A 16,738-nucleotide genomic window follows, 5' to 3' on the forward strand; every position below is an offset into this window, starting at 1 on the left:
GGTCATGCTGGAAGGCTTCGCCGAACAAGGTCGAAGCCTCCCGAATGAACTCGCCGTAGAGTGCTTCCCGCCGAGCGCGGTCCTGCACCAGCAGCGTCGCGCGCTCCTGGCTGTGTTGCGTCAGCGATGTGGTCGCAAAGGAAGCCATCGCGCCGATGGCGGAACCCGCGAGTGCGGAGAGCGCCGAGACGTAGGCCGCATCCATCGGCGCCGTTCCTCAGGCCACTCGCTTCGGCTGCGCCGCCAGCCAATCGCTGTAGCGCCGCTTCGACAGCCACGCGTCACCGGTGGGTGTCAGCCAGCGGTCTTCGAGGAGTATCCCAAAGTATGGGGCGGTATCATCCAGGATGACTTCACGCGTTTCACCGATGCCGTCAAAATGGCGCTTCACCAGCTCGACCATCGGGAGCCGCTCAGGCCCAGCGATCTCGATCATGCCGTTTCGAGCTGGTGCGAGCGCGACCTCGGCGACTTTCGCGGCCACGTCGGCCGACGCGATCGGCTGGATCGACGCGGAGGTCACCCGCGAAACGCCGTCGATAATTGTCGCTTCCGCGATCGTGCCAACGAACTCGAAGAACTGCGTGGCGCGCACCACCGTCCAAGGCACGGCCGCCGAGGCGACCAGCTCCTCCTGGGCCAGCTTGGCGCGAAAGTAGCCGCTATCGAGCAGGAGCTCGGTCCCGACCACCGAGAGCGCCACGTGATGCATGACGCCCGCAGCCTGCTCAGCCGCTGTGAGGTTCCGTCCGGCGCGGACGAAGAAGTCCATCGCCGCATCGTCAGCAAAGGAGGGCGAGTTGGCGACGTCGACGACGACGCTGGCACCTTGCAATGCATCCGCGAGCCCCTCGCCCGTGACAGCGTTCACCCCCGTATTGGGCGAGGCCGCGAGCGCCTCGTGACCGGCACTTCTTACGTTGGCGACGACCTGCGAGCCGATCAGCCCAGTACCGCCGATGACGACGATCTTCATGTAACGCTCCATCTCGACTCCGGCCCCCGCGGGACGGTCGTGGTCAAGACGAGGAGCGCCTCTCACAGTGTGACATTGGCGGGAAGAATCGATGCGCCCTCTTTGGGTCGGCGAGGACTCATGTCGTTGCATGAGCCGGACGGAGACGAGCTAGATAGACCAAAGCCATTTTAGTTCGGCCATGCGATCTTACGGAAGCTCATCCTCGGGACAAATCCCGAGGATGAACGATTGCCAAAGAAGCGAACGTGCGCGATCTTCGGTTGCAACGGACGACCGTTTCGACCAGGGCCTCTCAGTAATCCCAGAACGCGGGAACCCACCGAAAGGCGTCGCCATCAATCGCGACCCGACCGACGGACGGGAACGGCAGGTGCGTGGCGATCAATTGCTCGCCGGTCGCCGCCAGTTCTCGCAGAAGCCGGACGCGAACGCGAGCCGCCTCCGCGGGATCGTGTTCGAAGCCGTTGTGCCAGTCGGGATGCTCGAACCCGACCGTGAACACGGCGTCGCCGGCGAATGTCAGCCGGTCGCTGCCGGATGCCATACGGACGACGCTGTGCCCGGGAGTGTGGCCGCCGGTGCGTTGGACAATCACCCCCGGTGCGACCTCGTGCTCCTCGTCGAAGAGCCGCAACTGGCTGCGGTACTGTTGCGTGAACTGCTTGGCAGCTGCCCTGAGCGCGTCAGGAAACCCTTGAGGCATGTCGACGTGGGTGAAGTCAGGCGCTTCCCAGAATTTGACCTCGGCAGCCGCCACATGGATCCGCAGATCCGAGCGAAGCCGCTCCTTTACTCCGTCGACAAGGAGCCCGCCAACATGGTCCATGTGCATGTGGGTGAGCACCACGTCCGTCACAGACACGAGATCGATACCTACGGCCTCCAATCTCCTGATCAGTTGCCCGGCTCGCGGCAGGTTCAGGTTCGGGTCCAGCCCCAACCCGGCGTCGATGAGGATGGTTTGGCCGCCGCTGTAGACGACAACCGCGTTTAGCGACCAGTCGAACGCGTCCGTCGGCAGGAACATGTCGTTCAGCCAAGCCGCTCGTACGGCTTGGTCAACATTGTGTCCCAACATCTTGGTCGGGAGCGGCAGCACGCCATCGCTGACGACCAGTACGTCGATCTCACCGATCCGCACCGCGTAGCGCGAGGGCACCAACTCCTCCCCGCTTACACGAGGAGGGCCAGCATATCCCAGATCGATTCGCTTGGTATCGGCGGGTATTATTGCAGTCATCGTCATCCCTCTCGCGGGACGCGCGTGCATCTGGCTCGTCAGGTTCACTAAACGCGCGTCATGCCACGGAGACGAGATAGGATCGGCCGATGTGACATGAGCGATGAGGAGCTAAAATCATAACCCGTGGATGATCGTTTTTCCCCCACGGTTTCCCGGAGGGGACGTTCCTCGGTCTTGCAATGACCCGAGAACAGCCTGGACGGCGACGTTTGCTCTGATGCATTTCCGCCCGGAAGCGGACAAGCAAAGAACCACCCAGCTGAGACGTTCACTCGGGCGGTCTACGACAGCCGGTGCTGGCCGAAAGCCGTTGGTCCGCTTTGAAATCAGCAAGACATTGAAGCAGACCTAAAGAGTGCCGTGTGGCTCGTCATTGAAGTGCAAACCTCGAAGTGGCAGCGGAGCCCACGTCGCGACATGGCCCTGCAACGAGGAACGTCAGCCCGCGCCGGCGCATCCCGGCCCACAATCAAACATTGAGACGCATGGTCGTTCTCCGTGAACTCGGGCCGGAGCAGCGTCAATGCCGCGATCACAAGCCTTGATGATTTCACTCCAGCAGACAGCCGGCAGGGCTGCCGAACCAGAGTCGAACGATACCAACATGCATTAAGTCCAGAGCCCGCGGCGAAAGCTAAACAGCAACATCCGGCGACGCGCCGCCCCATTTTCGGCCCAACGGCTGCCCATCAGGAAGTGAAACGTGCTGGCTCACTCCTCAGGCCGAACGGTTGAGCAATCATCTCCACTCAGCCCTATTGCCGTTCTTTCCCGTCGGTGGTTTCTCGTTGCCACGTACGATCCCGACGGCAGCCTCGCCGGGCCGTATGCATCTGCCCTGAAGGTGTGTTCGAATGACGCCGACTACGTCGCAACTGGAGCCGAAGCTCCTCCTGAAGAGCCTCCGCGCGTTTCGGAAGGGAGACTTCTCGACCCGGCTGCCGCTGGATCTGACTGGCATCGATGGCGAAATCGCGGAAGCATTCAACGACATCGTCGAGCTGAACCAGGGGCTCGCGCGGGAACTCGACAGGGTCGCGCGTACGGTGGGCAAAGACGGGCGCATCAATGAGCGCGGCAAGCTGCCGGCGGCAACTGGCGGCTGGAACGACTGCGTCGAGTCGGTCAACACGATGATCGGCGACCTCGTGCAACCGACCACCGAGGTCGCGCGGGTCATCGGTGCGGTGGCCAAGGGCGATCTCGGCCAGACCATGCAGCTTGAGATCGAGGGCCGCCCGCTGAGGGGCGAGTTCCTGCGCATCGGCAAAGTGGTCAATACGATGGTCGACCAGCTGAACTCCTTCGCGTCCGAGGTGACGCGCGTGGCACGCGAGGTGGGCTCCGAGGGCAAGCTCGGTGGTCAAGCCCAAGTTAAGGGCGTCGGCGGCACCTGGAAGGATCTCACGGACAACGTGAACCTGATGGCGGCCAACCTCACCGGACAGGTGCGCAATATCGCGGAGGTCACAACCGCTGTCGCCAACGGCGATCTGTCCAAGAAGATCACCGTTGACGTCAAGGGCGAGATCCTGGACCTGAAATCGACCATCAACACGATGGTGGACCAGCTGAACTCCTTCGCCTCGGAGGTGACTCGCGTCGCCAAGGAGGTGGGCTCGGAAGGCAAGCTCGGTGGACAAGCCCAGGTCAAAGGCGTCGGCGGTGTCTGGAAGGATCTAACCGACAACGTGAACATGATGGCCGAGAACCTGACCGGCCAAGTGCGCAACATCGCCGAGGTCACGACCGCGGTCGCGCGCGGCGACTTGTCCAAGAAGATCACCGTCGACGTTAGAGGCGAGATCTTGGCTCTGAAGCTGACTATCAACACAATGGTGGATCAGCTGAACTCCTTCGCTTCAGAGGTGACGCGCGTCGCCCGCGAAGTCGGCACCGAGGGCAAGCTCGGTGGCCAAGCACAGGTTGAGGGGGTCGGCGGAACCTGGAAGGACCTGACCGACAACGTCAATATGATGGCCGCTAACTTGACGGGTCAGGTCCGCAACATTGCCGACGTGACCACCGCGGTGGCCAACGGCGATCTGTCCAAGAAGATCACCGTCGACGTGCGCGGCGAGATCCTGGAGCTGAAGAACACCATCAACACCATGGTGGATCAGCTCAATTCCTTCGCCTCCGAGGTGACGCGCGTCGCCCGTGAAGTCGGCTCAGAAGGTAAACTCGGCGGGCAGGCCCAGGTGCGCGGCGTGGCCGGTACGTGGGCCGATCTCACCGACAACGTGAACCTGATGGCGGCCAATCTGACCGGTCAGGTGCGCAACATCGCCGACGTGACCACGGCGGTAGCCAACGGCGATCTGTCCAAGAAGATCACCGTCGACGTTCGCGGCGAGATCCTGGAGCTGAAGAACACCATCAACACGATGGTCGACCAGCTCAATTCCTTCGCTTCAGAGGTGACGCGCGTCGCGAAAGAGGTCGGCTCGGAAGGCAAGCTCGGCGGGCAGGCCCGCGTCGAGGGTGTAGCGGGAACCTGGGCCGATCTCACCGACAACGTGAACCTGATGGCAGCCAATCTGACCGGTCAGGTGCGCAACATCGCCGATGTGACCACGGCGGTGGCCAACGGCGATCTGTCCAAGAAGATCACCGTCGACGTCAAGGGTGAGATCCTGGAGCTCAAGTCGACCATCAACACGATGGTGGATCAGCTCAATTCCTTCGCCTCCGAGGTGACGCGCGTCGCCCGCGAGGTCGGCACAGAGGGCAAGCTCGGCGGTCAGGCACAGGTCAAGGGTGTCGGCGGCGTCTGGAAGGGCCTGACCGACAACGTGAACATGATGGCCGCTAACCTCACCGGACAGGTGCGCAATATCGCGGAGGTCACAACCGCTGTCGCCAACGGCGATCTGTCCAAGAAGATCACCGTCGCCGTCGAGGGCGAGATCCTGGAGCTCAAGTCGACCATCAACACCATGGTGGATCAGCTCAACTCCTTCGCCTCCGAGGTGGTCCGTGTCGCCCGTGAAGTCGGCATCGAGGGCAAGCTCGGCGGTCAGGCCCAGGTGCGCGGCGTCGGCGGAACCTGGAAGGACCTGACCGACAACGTCAACATGATGGCGGCCAATCTGACCGGTCAGGTGCGCAACATCGCCGATGTGACCACGGCGGTGGCCAACGGCGATCTGTCCAAGAAGATCACCGTCGACGTCAAGGGTGAGATCCTGGAGCTCAAGTCGACCATCAACACGATGGTGGATCAGCTCAACTCCTTCGCCTCCGAGGTGACGCGCGTCGCACGCGAAGTCGGCTCGGAAGGCAAGCTCGGCGGTCAGGCCCAGGTGCGCGGCGTCGGCGGAACCTGGAAGGACCTGACCGACAACGTCAACATGATGGCCGCTAACCTCACCGGACAGGTCCGCGGCATCGCGGATGTCGTCACTGCGGTGGCCCAGGGCGACCTCAAGCGGAAGCTCTCAGTCGACGCCAAGGGTGAGATCGCCGCCCTGGCCGACACCGTCAACGAGATGATCGAGACGCTCGCTACCTTTGCCGATCAGGTCACCAACGTCGCGCGCGAAGTGGGTGTCGAGGGTAAGCTCGGCGGTCAGGCCCGGGTGCCGGGCGCAGCAGGCCTATGGCGCGATCTGACAGACAACGTGAACCAACTCGCGGCGAACCTGACGACCCAGGTGCGCGCCATCGCCGAGGTGGCGACTGCGGTGACGAAGGGCGACCTCGCACGCTCGATTTCGGTTGAGGCCTCCGGCGAGGTCGCCTCGCTGAAGGACAACATCAACGAGATGATCCGCAACCTGCGGGACACGACCCTCAAGAACGCCGAGCAGGACTGGCTGAAGACGAACCTCGCCAAGTTCACGCGCATGCTGCAGGGCGAGCGCGACCTCGCCACCGTCTCCAACCTGATCCTTTCCGAGATCGCGTCGCTCGTGAACGCCCAGCGCGGCGTGTTCTACATGGTGGAGGACGAGGGCGGAGAGCCGGTTCTGGACCTGATGGCGAGCTACGCCTTCACGGAGCGCAAGAACCTGTCGAACCGGTACCGCCTCCGCCAGGGTCTCGTGGGTCAATGCGCCTTCGAGAAGAAGCGCATCCTCCTCACCCACGTGCCCGGTGACTACATCACCATCGGCTCAGCTCTCGGCGAGGCGCCGCCGCTCAACATCATCGTGCTGCCGGTCCTGTTCGAGCAGGAAGTCCGGGCGGTCATCGAGCTGGCGTCGTTCAACCGCTTCAGCGAGACGCATCAATCCTTCCTCGATCAGCTAACGGAGTCGATCGGCATCGTGCTCAACACGATTGCCGCCAACATGCGGACCGAGGGCCTCCTCAAGCAGTCGCAGCTCCTGACTGGCGAATTGCAGAGCCGGCAGGAGGAGCTGAAGAAGACAAACGATCGCCTGGAGCTGCAGGCCGCCTCGCTGCAGCAGTCGGAGGACCTCCTCAAGAGCCAGCGCGAGCGGCTGCAGCAGACAAACGAGGAGCTGGAGGAGAAGGCGCGGCTGCTCGAGATCCAGAAGCGCGAGGTCGAGGGCAAGAACCGCGAGGTCTCCGTCGCCAAGACCGCACTGGAAGAGAAGGCCGAGCAGCTGAGCATGACCTCGCGCTACAAGTCTCAGTTCCTAGCCAATATGAGCCACGAGCTGCGTACGCCGCTCAACAGCCTGCTGATTCTCTCGAAGCTTCTCTCCGAGAACCGGGACGGGAACCTTTCAGACAAGCAGCGGGAGTTCGCCAAGACCATCAACGCTGCCGGGACCGACCTCCTGTCGCTCATCAACGACATCCTCGATCTCTCCAAGATCGAGTCAGGGACGGTGTCGCTTGAGATCGGCGACGTGACGCTGCAGGACCTTGTCGAGAATCTTAACAGGACCTTTCGGCAGCTCGCCGAGGAGCGCCACCTTGGCTTCATAATCGATGTCGAACCTGGCTTGCCGCGCGCGGTGCGCACAGATTCGAAGCGCCTGCAGCAGGTGCTCCGGAACCTCCTCTCCAACGCCTTCAAGTTCACCGAGAAGGGGAGCGTTTCGCTAAAGATCAGCTCGGCCGAGGGGTCGCCACTGCGCGCTGGGAGCCAGTGGATGGCCCTATCGGTCACCGATACCGGCATCGGCATCGCTGAGGATAAGCAGCGCATCATCTTCGAGGCGTTCCAGCAGGCCGACGGGACAACGAGCCGCAAGTACGGCGGCACGGGCCTGGGCCTCGCGATCAGCCGCGAGATCGCCCGCCTACTGGGCGGCGAAATCGTGGTTGAGAGCCAGATCGGTTCGGGTAGTACCTTCACCCTGTTCCTGCCGTTCGAGCCGCCGGTCCAGACCGTCACGGGTCGCACCTCGGATGCTTCGGATGGGAATGGCATTGCGGCGCTTATCGGCCGCCAGCCCAATGCCGCGATGGCGCTCTCGGCCTCAGCCGATGACCGTCATGCCATTCACCCGGGCGATCATATCGTGCTCATCGTGGAGGACGATGCGATGTTCGCCTCGGTGCTGCTGGAGCTTGCGCGCGAGCGCGGGTTCAAGGGCTTGATCGCGCAGGATGGCGCCGGCGCGCTGAGCCTCGCCCACCGCTTCAAGCCGCACGCCATCACCCTCGATATCGGTCTGCCCGACATGGACGGCTGGGCCTTGCTCGACCTCCTGAAGAACGATCCCCGCACCCGGCACATCCCGATCCACGTCATCTCGGTCAATGACGAGAAGAAGCGCGGCCTGCGCGCGGGCGCGTTCGGCTTCCTGGAGAAGCCCGTGGAGCGCGAAGGCCTGATGCGGGCGCTCGAGCGCTCGAAGGAATTCATCGCACGGCCCGTGCGCAACCTCCTGCTCGTCGAGGATGACGAGAACCAGCGCGCCAGCATCACGGCGCTCTTGAGCGAAGAGGGCGTCAAGATCTTCGGGGTCGGCACCGCCGCGGCCGCGCTAGAGGCCCTCACAGGTGGCCGTTTCGACTGTGCGATCATCGATCTCGGTCTGCCCGATATCGGTGGTTCCGAGCTGATCGAGCGGATCCGCGCCTCGCAGGAGGGCGAAGAGCTGCCGATCATCGTCTACACGGGCCGGGAGCTGACGACCGCAGAGGAGCAGCAGCTCAGGCAGACCGCCTCGACGATCATCCTCAAGGACACGCGCTCATCCGAGCGGCTTCTCGATGAGGCCGCCCTATTCCTGCATCGGACCATCGCTAGCGTTCCGGTCGAGGAGCAGATCCTCGTCGAACGGAAGGACGCGGCGTCTCTCCAGGGATGCCGGGTCATTCTAGTCGACGACGACCTGCGCAACATCTTCTCGCTCACGAGCGCCCTTGAGCAGTATGGGCTGGAGGTTCTGTTCGCGGAGAACGGGCAGGACGGCATCGCGCTGCTCAAGGCTAACCCGAACATCGATGCAATGCTGATCGACATCATGATGCCTGGGATGGACGGCTACGAGACGATGCGCACGATCCGGGCTCAGTCCACCTTCCGAAGCCTGCCGCTCATCGCGGTGACCGCGAAGGCCATGAAGGGCGACCGCGAGAAGTGCCTTGAGGCGGGCGCGACCGATTACGTCTCAAAGCCGATCGACATGGACCAGCTCCTCGCCGTGCTGCGGGTGCAATTGGCAAGGCGTGGTGAGGTCGTAAACAGCCCCGCACTGGTTCGCGGAGCCGCACAGGATTTTGAACGGCAAACACAATGACGGACCGACTGGATTTCCTTCCGGCTGGTACGGTTGCTCCCGCCGAACAGCTGGCCGCGCTCGCTGACCCGGACGCGATCCGAGCGAAGATCCTGATCGTCGATGACGATCAGCGTAATCTGCTCGCCGCCTCGGAGATTCTCGCTGATCCGGCGATTGACCTCGTCCTGGCAAACTCACCGGAGGAAGCCTTGCGCTGGGCGCTCCGGGAGAACTTCGCCGTGATCCTGCTCGACGTGCAGATGCCGCGTATGGATGGCTACGAGGTGGCCGCGCTCATCCGCGGCCGCTCGCGCACGTCCCGTGTCCCGATCCTTTTTCTCACGGCGCATAACAAAGACGACATTCACATCTTCCGCGGTTATTCCGCTGGAGCGGTGGACTATGTGTTCAAGCCCATCCAGCCGCTCGTCTTGAAATCGAAGGTCGACGTCTTCGTCGAGCTTTACCGCAAGACCGAGGAAATCAAGCGCAAGGCGGCGGCTGAGAAGCAGCTACTCCTAGAAAACCTGCGCGTGCGCGGCGAGAAGCTTGAAGCCGAGCAGGCGCTGCGTAGGCAGGCGGAGCATCAGGCTGCAGTGCTGCGTGGCCTTCCGATCGCGCTTTACACCTCACCGCTCGGATCGGAAGACCGGCGGCTCCACTTCACGAACGACAGCATCGAGCGCATCACCGGCTTCTCGCGTGAGGCCTTTGCCGATTCCAGCCTTTGGCAGTCGCGCCTCGAAGCGGAAGACAGGGACCGCGTTTTGGAAGATCTGCGCACCGTCTCGGCGGTCGGCGCAGTGGCTCTGGAATATCGTTGGCGCAACGCGGACGGCACGGAGCGGCACATCCTCGATCAGATTGCGGTCAACTGCGACGAGAGCGGCACGGCGGTCGAACTCTTCGGGATGTGGTTCGACGTGACAGAGCGCAAGGAGCTTGAGCTCAGCTTGCAGCACGCCTCGAAGCTTGAGGCAGTCGGCCGTCTGACCGGCGGTATCGCACATGACTTCAACAACATGTTGAGCATCGTGATCGGCAATCTCGACCTAATGAAGGGCTCGCTCCAGGGGAATGAGAAGGCGCTCCGCCGCGTCGAGAGTGCCATTGAGGGGGCGCATCGCTGCGCAGAACTCACCAGCCGTCTTCTGGCCTTCTCTCGGCGCTCTCCTCTCCAGCCGAGAGCGCTGGACTTCACAAGCTTTATCCCTGGCCTAATCAAGCTCCTCGAGCGCACGCTCGGCGAGCAGATCACGATCTCCGCGAACGTGGAAAAGGGACTACCGGAAGTCTGTGTCGATCACGCTCAATTCGAGGCCGCGCTCATCAATCTCGCTGTGAATGCGCGGGACGCGATGCCGGACGGAGGTACGTTGGACATCTGCATCCAGCGTCGCGACGCCCCTGCGCCGGGCTGCGTTGAAGGCTCGTGCTCCGTAGAGATCGCGGTCGCCGACTCGGGCACCGGGATGCCGCCCGCTATCCTCGCCCGCGTATTCGAACCCTTCTTCACAACGAAGGAAGCTGGCAAGGGCACCGGTCTCGGTCTCAGCATGGTCTACGGCTTCGTGCAGCAGAGCGGCGGTACCATTGCCGTCGACAGCAGCCCTGACCAGGGCACCCGATTTGTTATCACGTTGCCTGCGCTTTTTAGGCGGAGGCCTACGCCGCAGGACATCGATCCGGGGACGACTTCAGCAGCGCCGAATCCGGTGGATGGCGCCGGTAAGGCCGTGCTCGTCGTCGAGGATGACGCTGATGTTCGATCCACCGTTGTCTCAACCCTTGAGGCGCTCGCGTTCAGGGTAATCAGTGCGCAGGACGGGAGCGAGGCTTTAGACCTCCTGCAGACGGAGGCTAACATCGCTCTCGTCTTCAGTGACGTGAACATGCCTGGTGCGACGAACGGCATCGACCTTGGACACACCATCCGTCAGCGATGGCCGCAAATGCCGATCCTGCTTACCTCCGGCTATCTCCGAGAGGATCAGGACGCCAATGGCTTCGCGTTGCTGCAGAAGCCGTACCGCGCGAGCGATTTGGTTGAAATATTAAGAGGTTTGCTCAGCGACTCTCGCGAGGAAACGACACTTGAATGACCGCTTGACAGCTATCGAGTGTGGACGGAGCGCCGCTTAGATCGCGATGTCCGCTTCGGAGGAGCGCATCATGTCGGCTGAACGGCCGATATGTGCGCGAAGCCGACAGTCCGCACTTGCGCGCGATGGCGCTCTGGTGTGACGTAGTCTGGCCGAAAGCCGCGGGTCCGCTTCGGAGAAGCACGGGCGGAAAAGCCGACGGTCTGCTTCCATGCTTCGGAGGAAATAAACAGACATTCGGCTCTGCTCTGCCGAATGGGTTGAATTGACCTCATCCGTACATTTGGCAAAGACAACTTGAACGTCCGCAAGGTGTCACTTCGAGGCAAGCAACCTGGGAGCTCTCGGATGCGCCGACGATGTCCGTATTGTCCTGCTAGCGTCACAGGGGACGCAGGTCGTGAGAACGTTTGAGCGATCACGGATTTCCGGCGTGTTGCCACACCTCGCGAGATCATCGGCCTCAAGCGGCTGTGCAAACCCATGAAGCCCGTCAGCAAATGCCTCAAGGCCGTGGTTGTGTGGAAAGGCCAAGCACGAATTCTCTCCGCGTCCCATCATGGACCTCCTATTTGCAGCAGTTCTGCGATGCCCGTTCGGATAAAAACACAAGAATGGCAATTCGAAAAAATCTATTTTTCCTCACTCGGCGCGCCGTTCTTTGCTTGCGCGCGGCGTCCAGCTCTTATGAAATTTGTCGCGTCAATGTAGATATCGCCATCCAAGATTCTAATATTATAAGTGCACAGACGGCGGATCGACCAGCCCGGGGAAACCGCTCCATCCGTGAGCGCGAACGACGCTTGGTGATGGGGGCAGTGCAGGCGGCCCGCCACACAGCGCCCCTTGGCGAGATCGGCACCCTCGTGTGGGCAGGTCCGCTCGAGGGCAAAGACCCGGTCGCCATCGTGCACGATAAGAAGACTTTGCCCGTCGATCGTGACTGGAATAACCGAGCCGGCCCCGAACGCTGCCAGGGCGCCAATGCGAATCCAGGCCACTTCCCCGCCGCGCGGATGGTCCGAGTCGGGTGATCGATCGAGAGCGGGCACTTCGTCAGCCGCCGAGATAAGCTGCCCGGACATGGGGATCGGCGATCAGGGCATCGCCGGAACCCTCAAGTACGATGCGACCGGTCTCGAGCAGATAGGCGTAGTCGCAGAGCTCGAGCGCCGCGAAGGCGTTTTGCTCGACCAGCAGCACGGTGGTGCCTTGGTCGCAGATCGACCGGATCACCGCGAACATCCGCTCGACGATGTTGGGAGCGAGCCCCAGCGAGGGTTCGTCGAAGAGCACCAGCTTCGGCCGCGCCATCAGCGCCCGGCCAATCGCCAGCATCTGCTGCTCGCCGCCGGACAGGGTTCCGGCAGCCTGGTCGCGCCGCTCGGCGAGCCGTGGGAACTCACCGTAGACGCGCGCCAAATCCGCCGCGATGCCGGCCCGGTCGCGACGCAGATACGCGCCCATGGCGAGATTCTCGGCGACGCTCATCTGCGGGAAGACGCGGCGTCCCTCTGGGCAATGGGCGATGCCCGCTTCCAAGATGCGGCGGGGCTCCGCACCCGCGATGTCGCGGCCGCCGAACCGGATCGCGCCCGACCGCGCGGGCACGAGGCCAGAGATCGCCCGCAACGTCGTTGACTTGCCGGCCCCGTTGGCCCCGACGAGGGCGACGAGYTGCCCCTCGCGGACGTCGATGGTCAGGCCCTTGAGCGCCGTGACGTGGCCGTAGCCGCAGACGAGGTCTCGGATCTCAAGCATGGGCCGCCTCTCGCGTCACTTGGGCGTCCTGCGCCTCAGCGGCCGCCCGTCGGGCAGCGCTGCCCTGGCCGAGATAGGCCTCGATTACTGCCGGGTCGCTACGGATCCTCTCTGGCGGGCCCTCCGCGATAAGCCGGCCGTAGTTAAGCACGACGATGCGGTCGGAGACCTCCATCACCATCGGCATGTCGTGCTCGACGAGCAGGATCGTGACGCCACGCTCCCGGATCTGCCGGATCAAGCGCACGAAGACGCGGGTCTCCGAGGCGTTCATGCCCGAGACCGGCTCGTCGAGCAGCAGCATGGCCGGCTCGGTGGCGAGCGCCAGCGCCACGCCGACGAGGCGCTGCTCGCCGTAGGCCAAGCTGCCCGCCTTCTCCTGCGCCCGGCCCGACAGGCCGACCCAGTCGAGCAGGGCCGCGGCGCGCTCACGCAGTTGCCGCTCGCTCGCGCCGGCGCGGCCCAGCAGCGCGTCGAGGCGCTGTGCCCTGCCGAGGCCGGGTGCCTTGGAGGTGCCCTGCCGGTGCAGGCCGATCATCACATTGTCGAACACCGTGTCGTCCGGGAAGACGCTGGTGCGCTGGAAGGTGCGCGCCAGGCCCAGCCGCGTGATGTCGTGCGGAGCCAAGCCCGCGAGCCCCGTGCCGCGGAAGCGGACCGTGCCCTGGCTGGGCTTCAGGAAGCCCGTCATCACGTTGAAGGCCGTGGTCTTTCCTGCCCCGTTCGGGCCGATCAGGCTGACGATCTCGCCCTCGGCCACGTCGAAATGCAGGTCGGCGATGGCGACGAGGCCGCCGAAGCGCACCCCAACATGCTCGACCGAGAGGATCATGCTCATCGCTGCACCGCCGGTTCGGCCTTGAGGACGGGGACGGCCGCCGGACGGCGCCGGGCGAGGACGCCCGCAAGTCCCGGCACGATGCCCCGCGGCATCACGAACAGGATCGCGATCAGCACGAGCCCATAGACGATCCACTGGGCTTCCGGCGCCATCACCGGCCGCAGGGCCACGGGCAGGAGTCCGAAGATCAGGCCGCCGATGACCGGCCCCATCAGCGTGCCCTTGCCGCCTGCCACCACCATGATGACGATGCTGACCGTGGTGGTGAAGGCGAAGATGTCGGGATCAATGATGCGCAGGTAATGGGCGTAGAGGCTGCCCGCCGCCCCCGCCATCGCCGCCGAGATAACGGCGGCGACCGTCAGCGTGCGGGTGGCGTTGATTCCGACCGAGAGTGCGAGCGGTTCGTTCTCCTTGAGGCCTCGCATGGCCCGGCCGAAGCGCGAGCCGACGAGGCGGGCGATGATCACCCAGCAGAGCGTGCCGACGGCCAGCACGAGGTAGTAGTTCTGAAGCTTCGTCCGGAGCGTCCAGGTGCCGAGGCCCGGGACGCCCAGCGTGATGGCCGGGATGTTGGTGAGCGCCAGCGGGCCCTGGGTCAGCTCCACCCAGTTGAGGGCCACCAGCCGCACCACCTCCGCGAAGGAGATCGTCACGATGACGAAGTAGGCGCCGCGCACCCGGAAGGAGAGGCGCCCGATCAGCCAGCCGCAAAGCCCGGCCGCGAGCGTCCCGAGGAGGAAGCCGACCGCCGCCGGCCATGGGTCGTGGACGACGCGCAGGCTGAAGCCCAGATCGACGTCGAAGCCGAGGCTCGTCAGGGCGCTCACATAGGCCCCGATTCCGAAGAAGGCGATGTGGCCGAGGCTGAGCTGCCCGGTGAACCCGAGGAGCAGGTTCAAGCTCATGGCGGCGATCGTCAGGATGCCCGTCACGATCAGCGCGTTGAGGAGATAGGGCTCGGAGCCCAGTGCCAGCGGCAGGGCGACAAGGGCGGCGAGCAGCGCGAGGGGGAGGAGCCGGCTCATCCGATGCGCTCCGCCTTCGCGAACAGGCCGGTCGGCCGGTAGAGAAGCACCGCAATGATGATCAGGAAGCCCATCGCGTCCCGGTAGCCGGAGGAGACGTAGCCGGCGCCGAGTTCCTCTGCGAGAGCCAGGATGAAGCCGCCGATGGCCGCCCCCGTGACGTTGCCAAGGCCGCCAAGGATCACGATGGCGAACGCCTTGAGCTCGGCGAGCCCGCCCATCTGCGGATGCACGACGTAGACGGGCCCGAGGAGCGCGCCGGCCGCGGCAGCGAGCCCGGAGCCCATGGCGAAGGTCGCGGTGTAGATGAGCCGCACGTTCACGCCCATCAGGGCGGCCGTGTCCGAATCCTGGAAGGCGGCGCGCATGGCGAGCCCGAGCTTCGTCCGGTTGATCAGGGCGTAGGTGAGCCCGATCAGGGCGAGGGCGGCGCCGAACACGAACAGCCGCAGCCAGGAGACAGACGCCGGTCCGATCTGCAGTGGCGCCTCGGGGAAGGGCGAGGCGATCGCCTTAGCGACACCGCCGAATACCCAGAGTGTTCCCGATTGCAGGACGATGCCGGCGCCGATCATCACGAGCATCGTGGTGTCGATGTCCGATCCCCGGAATGGACGCAGCAGCAGGATCTCGATCGCGGCGCCCAGCGCCATCCCGCCGAAGATCGCCACCGGCAGCGCCAGGAAGAAGTTCAGGCCGAGGGACGCCGCGGCGAGATACATCGCGTAGGCGCCCCCCGTGTAAAGCGCGCCGTGGGTGAAGTTCACCACGTTCATGATCCCGAAAATCAGGGTCAGCCCGATCCCGAGTAGCGCATAGGTGCCCCCGAGGATCAGCGCGTTGATGAGGTGCTGGGTTAGTTGGTCCATGGGCGGCCTCTCACGTGGGGGTGCTGCTCGGCACGGCGAATGGTCTCGACCCTGACACCCGCCACGCGGTTGGGAGAGGGACAGTACCCAGCCTCACAGCGTCGGCAGGATCACGCGGCCGTCCTTGATCTCGATGAGGTAGACGTCGGGCTTGCTCTGGCCGCTCTCCTTGCCGGCGGGGCCGGCCTTGGCGAAGCGGATCGGGCCGTTGAGCCCGGTAAAGTCGACCGACCAGAACGCCTTGGCGATGGCCGCGGGCTCGGCCTTGCCGGCCTTCTCGATGGCCTGCGCGATCGCACGGATGCCGTCGTAGCCGCGGAAGCTCTCGGTGACGCCCGCGAACTGATAGCCGCGCTTCTTCCACTCGCCGATGAAGGCCTCGGTCGCCTTCGGATCAGGGGTCTTCTCGGGGATCCAGGGCAGGAAGGTCGTCAGGTGCATGGTGCCGTCGGCGGCCGATCCCGCCTGGGCGATGATCTGGTCCGGGTTCTGCGAGCCACCGGTGGTGATGACGCGCTTCTTCAGACCCATCGCCGCCATCTGCTTGAACAGGAGTACCAGTTGGTCGACGGCGCTCGTGATCATGATCGTGTCGCTATCTGATGCCTTCAGCTTGACGAGCTGGGCGCTCATGTCCTGCGCGCCCTGGTCCATGGTCTCGACGAGGCCGACCTGAACGCCCTTGTCCTTCAGCATCTTGCCGAAATCGGTCGCGGCGCCGCGCCCGAAATCGTTGTTGAGCACCAGGAAGTCGACCTTCTTCAGCCCGAGCTTCTCCACCATCGGCGCGAAGGTCTCAGCCTCGAGGGAAGAGGGGGGTGAGATGCGGAAGACGTAGGGGTTGCCCGAGGTGGTGATCTTGCCGGACGAGGAGGTCTCGACCAGCATCGGCACTTCGTAATCGGCGAGCTTGGGCATCACGGCGAGCGTCAGGCTGGAGCCCCAGGCGCCCATCATCACCGGGGTCTTGTCGCTGGTGATGAGCTTCTCAGCCACCGCCGCGGCCTCGGTCGGGTTGCTCTTGTTGTCCTCGACGACGAGCTCGAGCTTCTGTCCGAGGACGCCGCCGCGCGCGTTGATCTCGTCGGCGGCGATCTTCGCGCCGTTGACCACGTAGGTGCCCGAGGCCGCGAAGGGCCCGGTCAGGGGCTCATTGACGCCGATGCGGATCGTGTCGCCCCGCGCGCCGGTGACGGTCAGCGCCAACAGGATCGCGGTGGTGAGTGTGAACCGGCTCGGCATTCTCGGGTCTCCGGAAGCTTGGG

The 16,738-nt window shown here is 64.1% G+C and carries 10 protein-coding genes; 2 read left to right on the forward strand and 8 right to left on the reverse strand.

From position 1 onward, the window contains the following. Positions 1-217: 217 nt before the first annotated feature. A complete protein-coding gene (locus ACXJKQ_RS08570; protein WP_457105335.1) occupies positions 218-976 on the reverse strand; it encodes an SDR family oxidoreductase in 759 nt (252 codons plus the stop codon). 295 nt (positions 977-1,271) lie between these two features. Next, positions 1,272-2,219, reverse strand: a complete 948-nt coding sequence (locus ACXJKQ_RS08575; RefSeq protein ID WP_457105405.1) for an MBL fold metallo-hydrolase — start codon at positions 2,217-2,219, stop codon at positions 1,272-1,274. An 857-nt stretch (positions 2,220-3,076) separates the two neighbouring features. On the opposite strand from ACXJKQ_RS08575, the gene ACXJKQ_RS08580 reads away from it, so the two are divergent. After that, positions 3,077-8,890, forward strand: coding sequence for a HAMP domain-containing protein (locus ACXJKQ_RS08580; protein WP_457105336.1), 5,814 nt, complete (start codon positions 3,077-3,079; stop codon positions 8,888-8,890). Further along, positions 8,887-10,974, forward strand: coding sequence for a response regulator (locus ACXJKQ_RS08585; RefSeq protein ID WP_457105337.1), 2,088 nt, complete (start codon positions 8,887-8,889; stop codon positions 10,972-10,974). The genes ACXJKQ_RS08580 and ACXJKQ_RS08585 overlap by 4 nt, the downstream gene beginning before the upstream one ends. A gap of 632 nt (positions 10,975-11,606) precedes the next feature. Here ACXJKQ_RS08585 and ACXJKQ_RS08590 read toward each other — a convergent pair. The 6 genes from ACXJKQ_RS08590 to ACXJKQ_RS08615 form a co-directional block, all read right to left on the reverse strand. After that, on the reverse strand, positions 11,607-12,059 hold the full coding sequence (locus ACXJKQ_RS08590; protein ID WP_457105338.1) for a Rieske (2Fe-2S) protein: 453 nt from the start codon (positions 12,057-12,059) through the stop codon (positions 11,607-11,609). Then, a complete protein-coding gene (locus ACXJKQ_RS08595; protein ID WP_457105339.1) occupies positions 12,031-12,735 on the reverse strand; it encodes an ABC transporter ATP-binding protein in 705 nt (234 codons plus the stop codon). Before ACXJKQ_RS08595 ends, ACXJKQ_RS08590 begins: the two co-directional genes overlap by 29 nt. Next, positions 12,728-13,573 (reverse strand): ABC transporter ATP-binding protein, encoded by an 846-nt coding sequence (locus ACXJKQ_RS08600; RefSeq protein ID WP_457105340.1) that lies wholly within the window; start codon positions 13,571-13,573, stop codon positions 12,728-12,730. The genes ACXJKQ_RS08595 and ACXJKQ_RS08600 overlap by 8 nt, the downstream gene beginning before the upstream one ends. Continuing rightward, the gene (locus ACXJKQ_RS08605; protein WP_457105341.1) at positions 13,570-14,604 is read right to left on the reverse strand and encodes a branched-chain amino acid ABC transporter permease; all 1,035 of its coding nucleotides are present in this window, start codon (positions 14,602-14,604) and stop codon (positions 13,570-13,572) included. The genes ACXJKQ_RS08600 and ACXJKQ_RS08605 overlap by 4 nt, the downstream gene beginning before the upstream one ends. Then, a complete protein-coding gene (locus ACXJKQ_RS08610) occupies positions 14,601-15,473 on the reverse strand; it encodes a branched-chain amino acid ABC transporter permease (protein ID WP_457105342.1) in 873 nt (290 codons plus the stop codon). The genes ACXJKQ_RS08605 and ACXJKQ_RS08610 overlap by 4 nt, the downstream gene beginning before the upstream one ends. A gap of 93 nt (positions 15,474-15,566) precedes the next feature. Continuing rightward, positions 15,567-16,715, reverse strand: a complete 1,149-nt coding sequence (locus tag ACXJKQ_RS08615) for an ABC transporter substrate-binding protein (RefSeq protein ID WP_457105343.1) — start codon at positions 16,713-16,715, stop codon at positions 15,567-15,569. Positions 16,716-16,738: the final 23 nt, after the last annotated feature.

The organism is Methylobacterium sp. P5_C11, assembly GCF_054049775.1.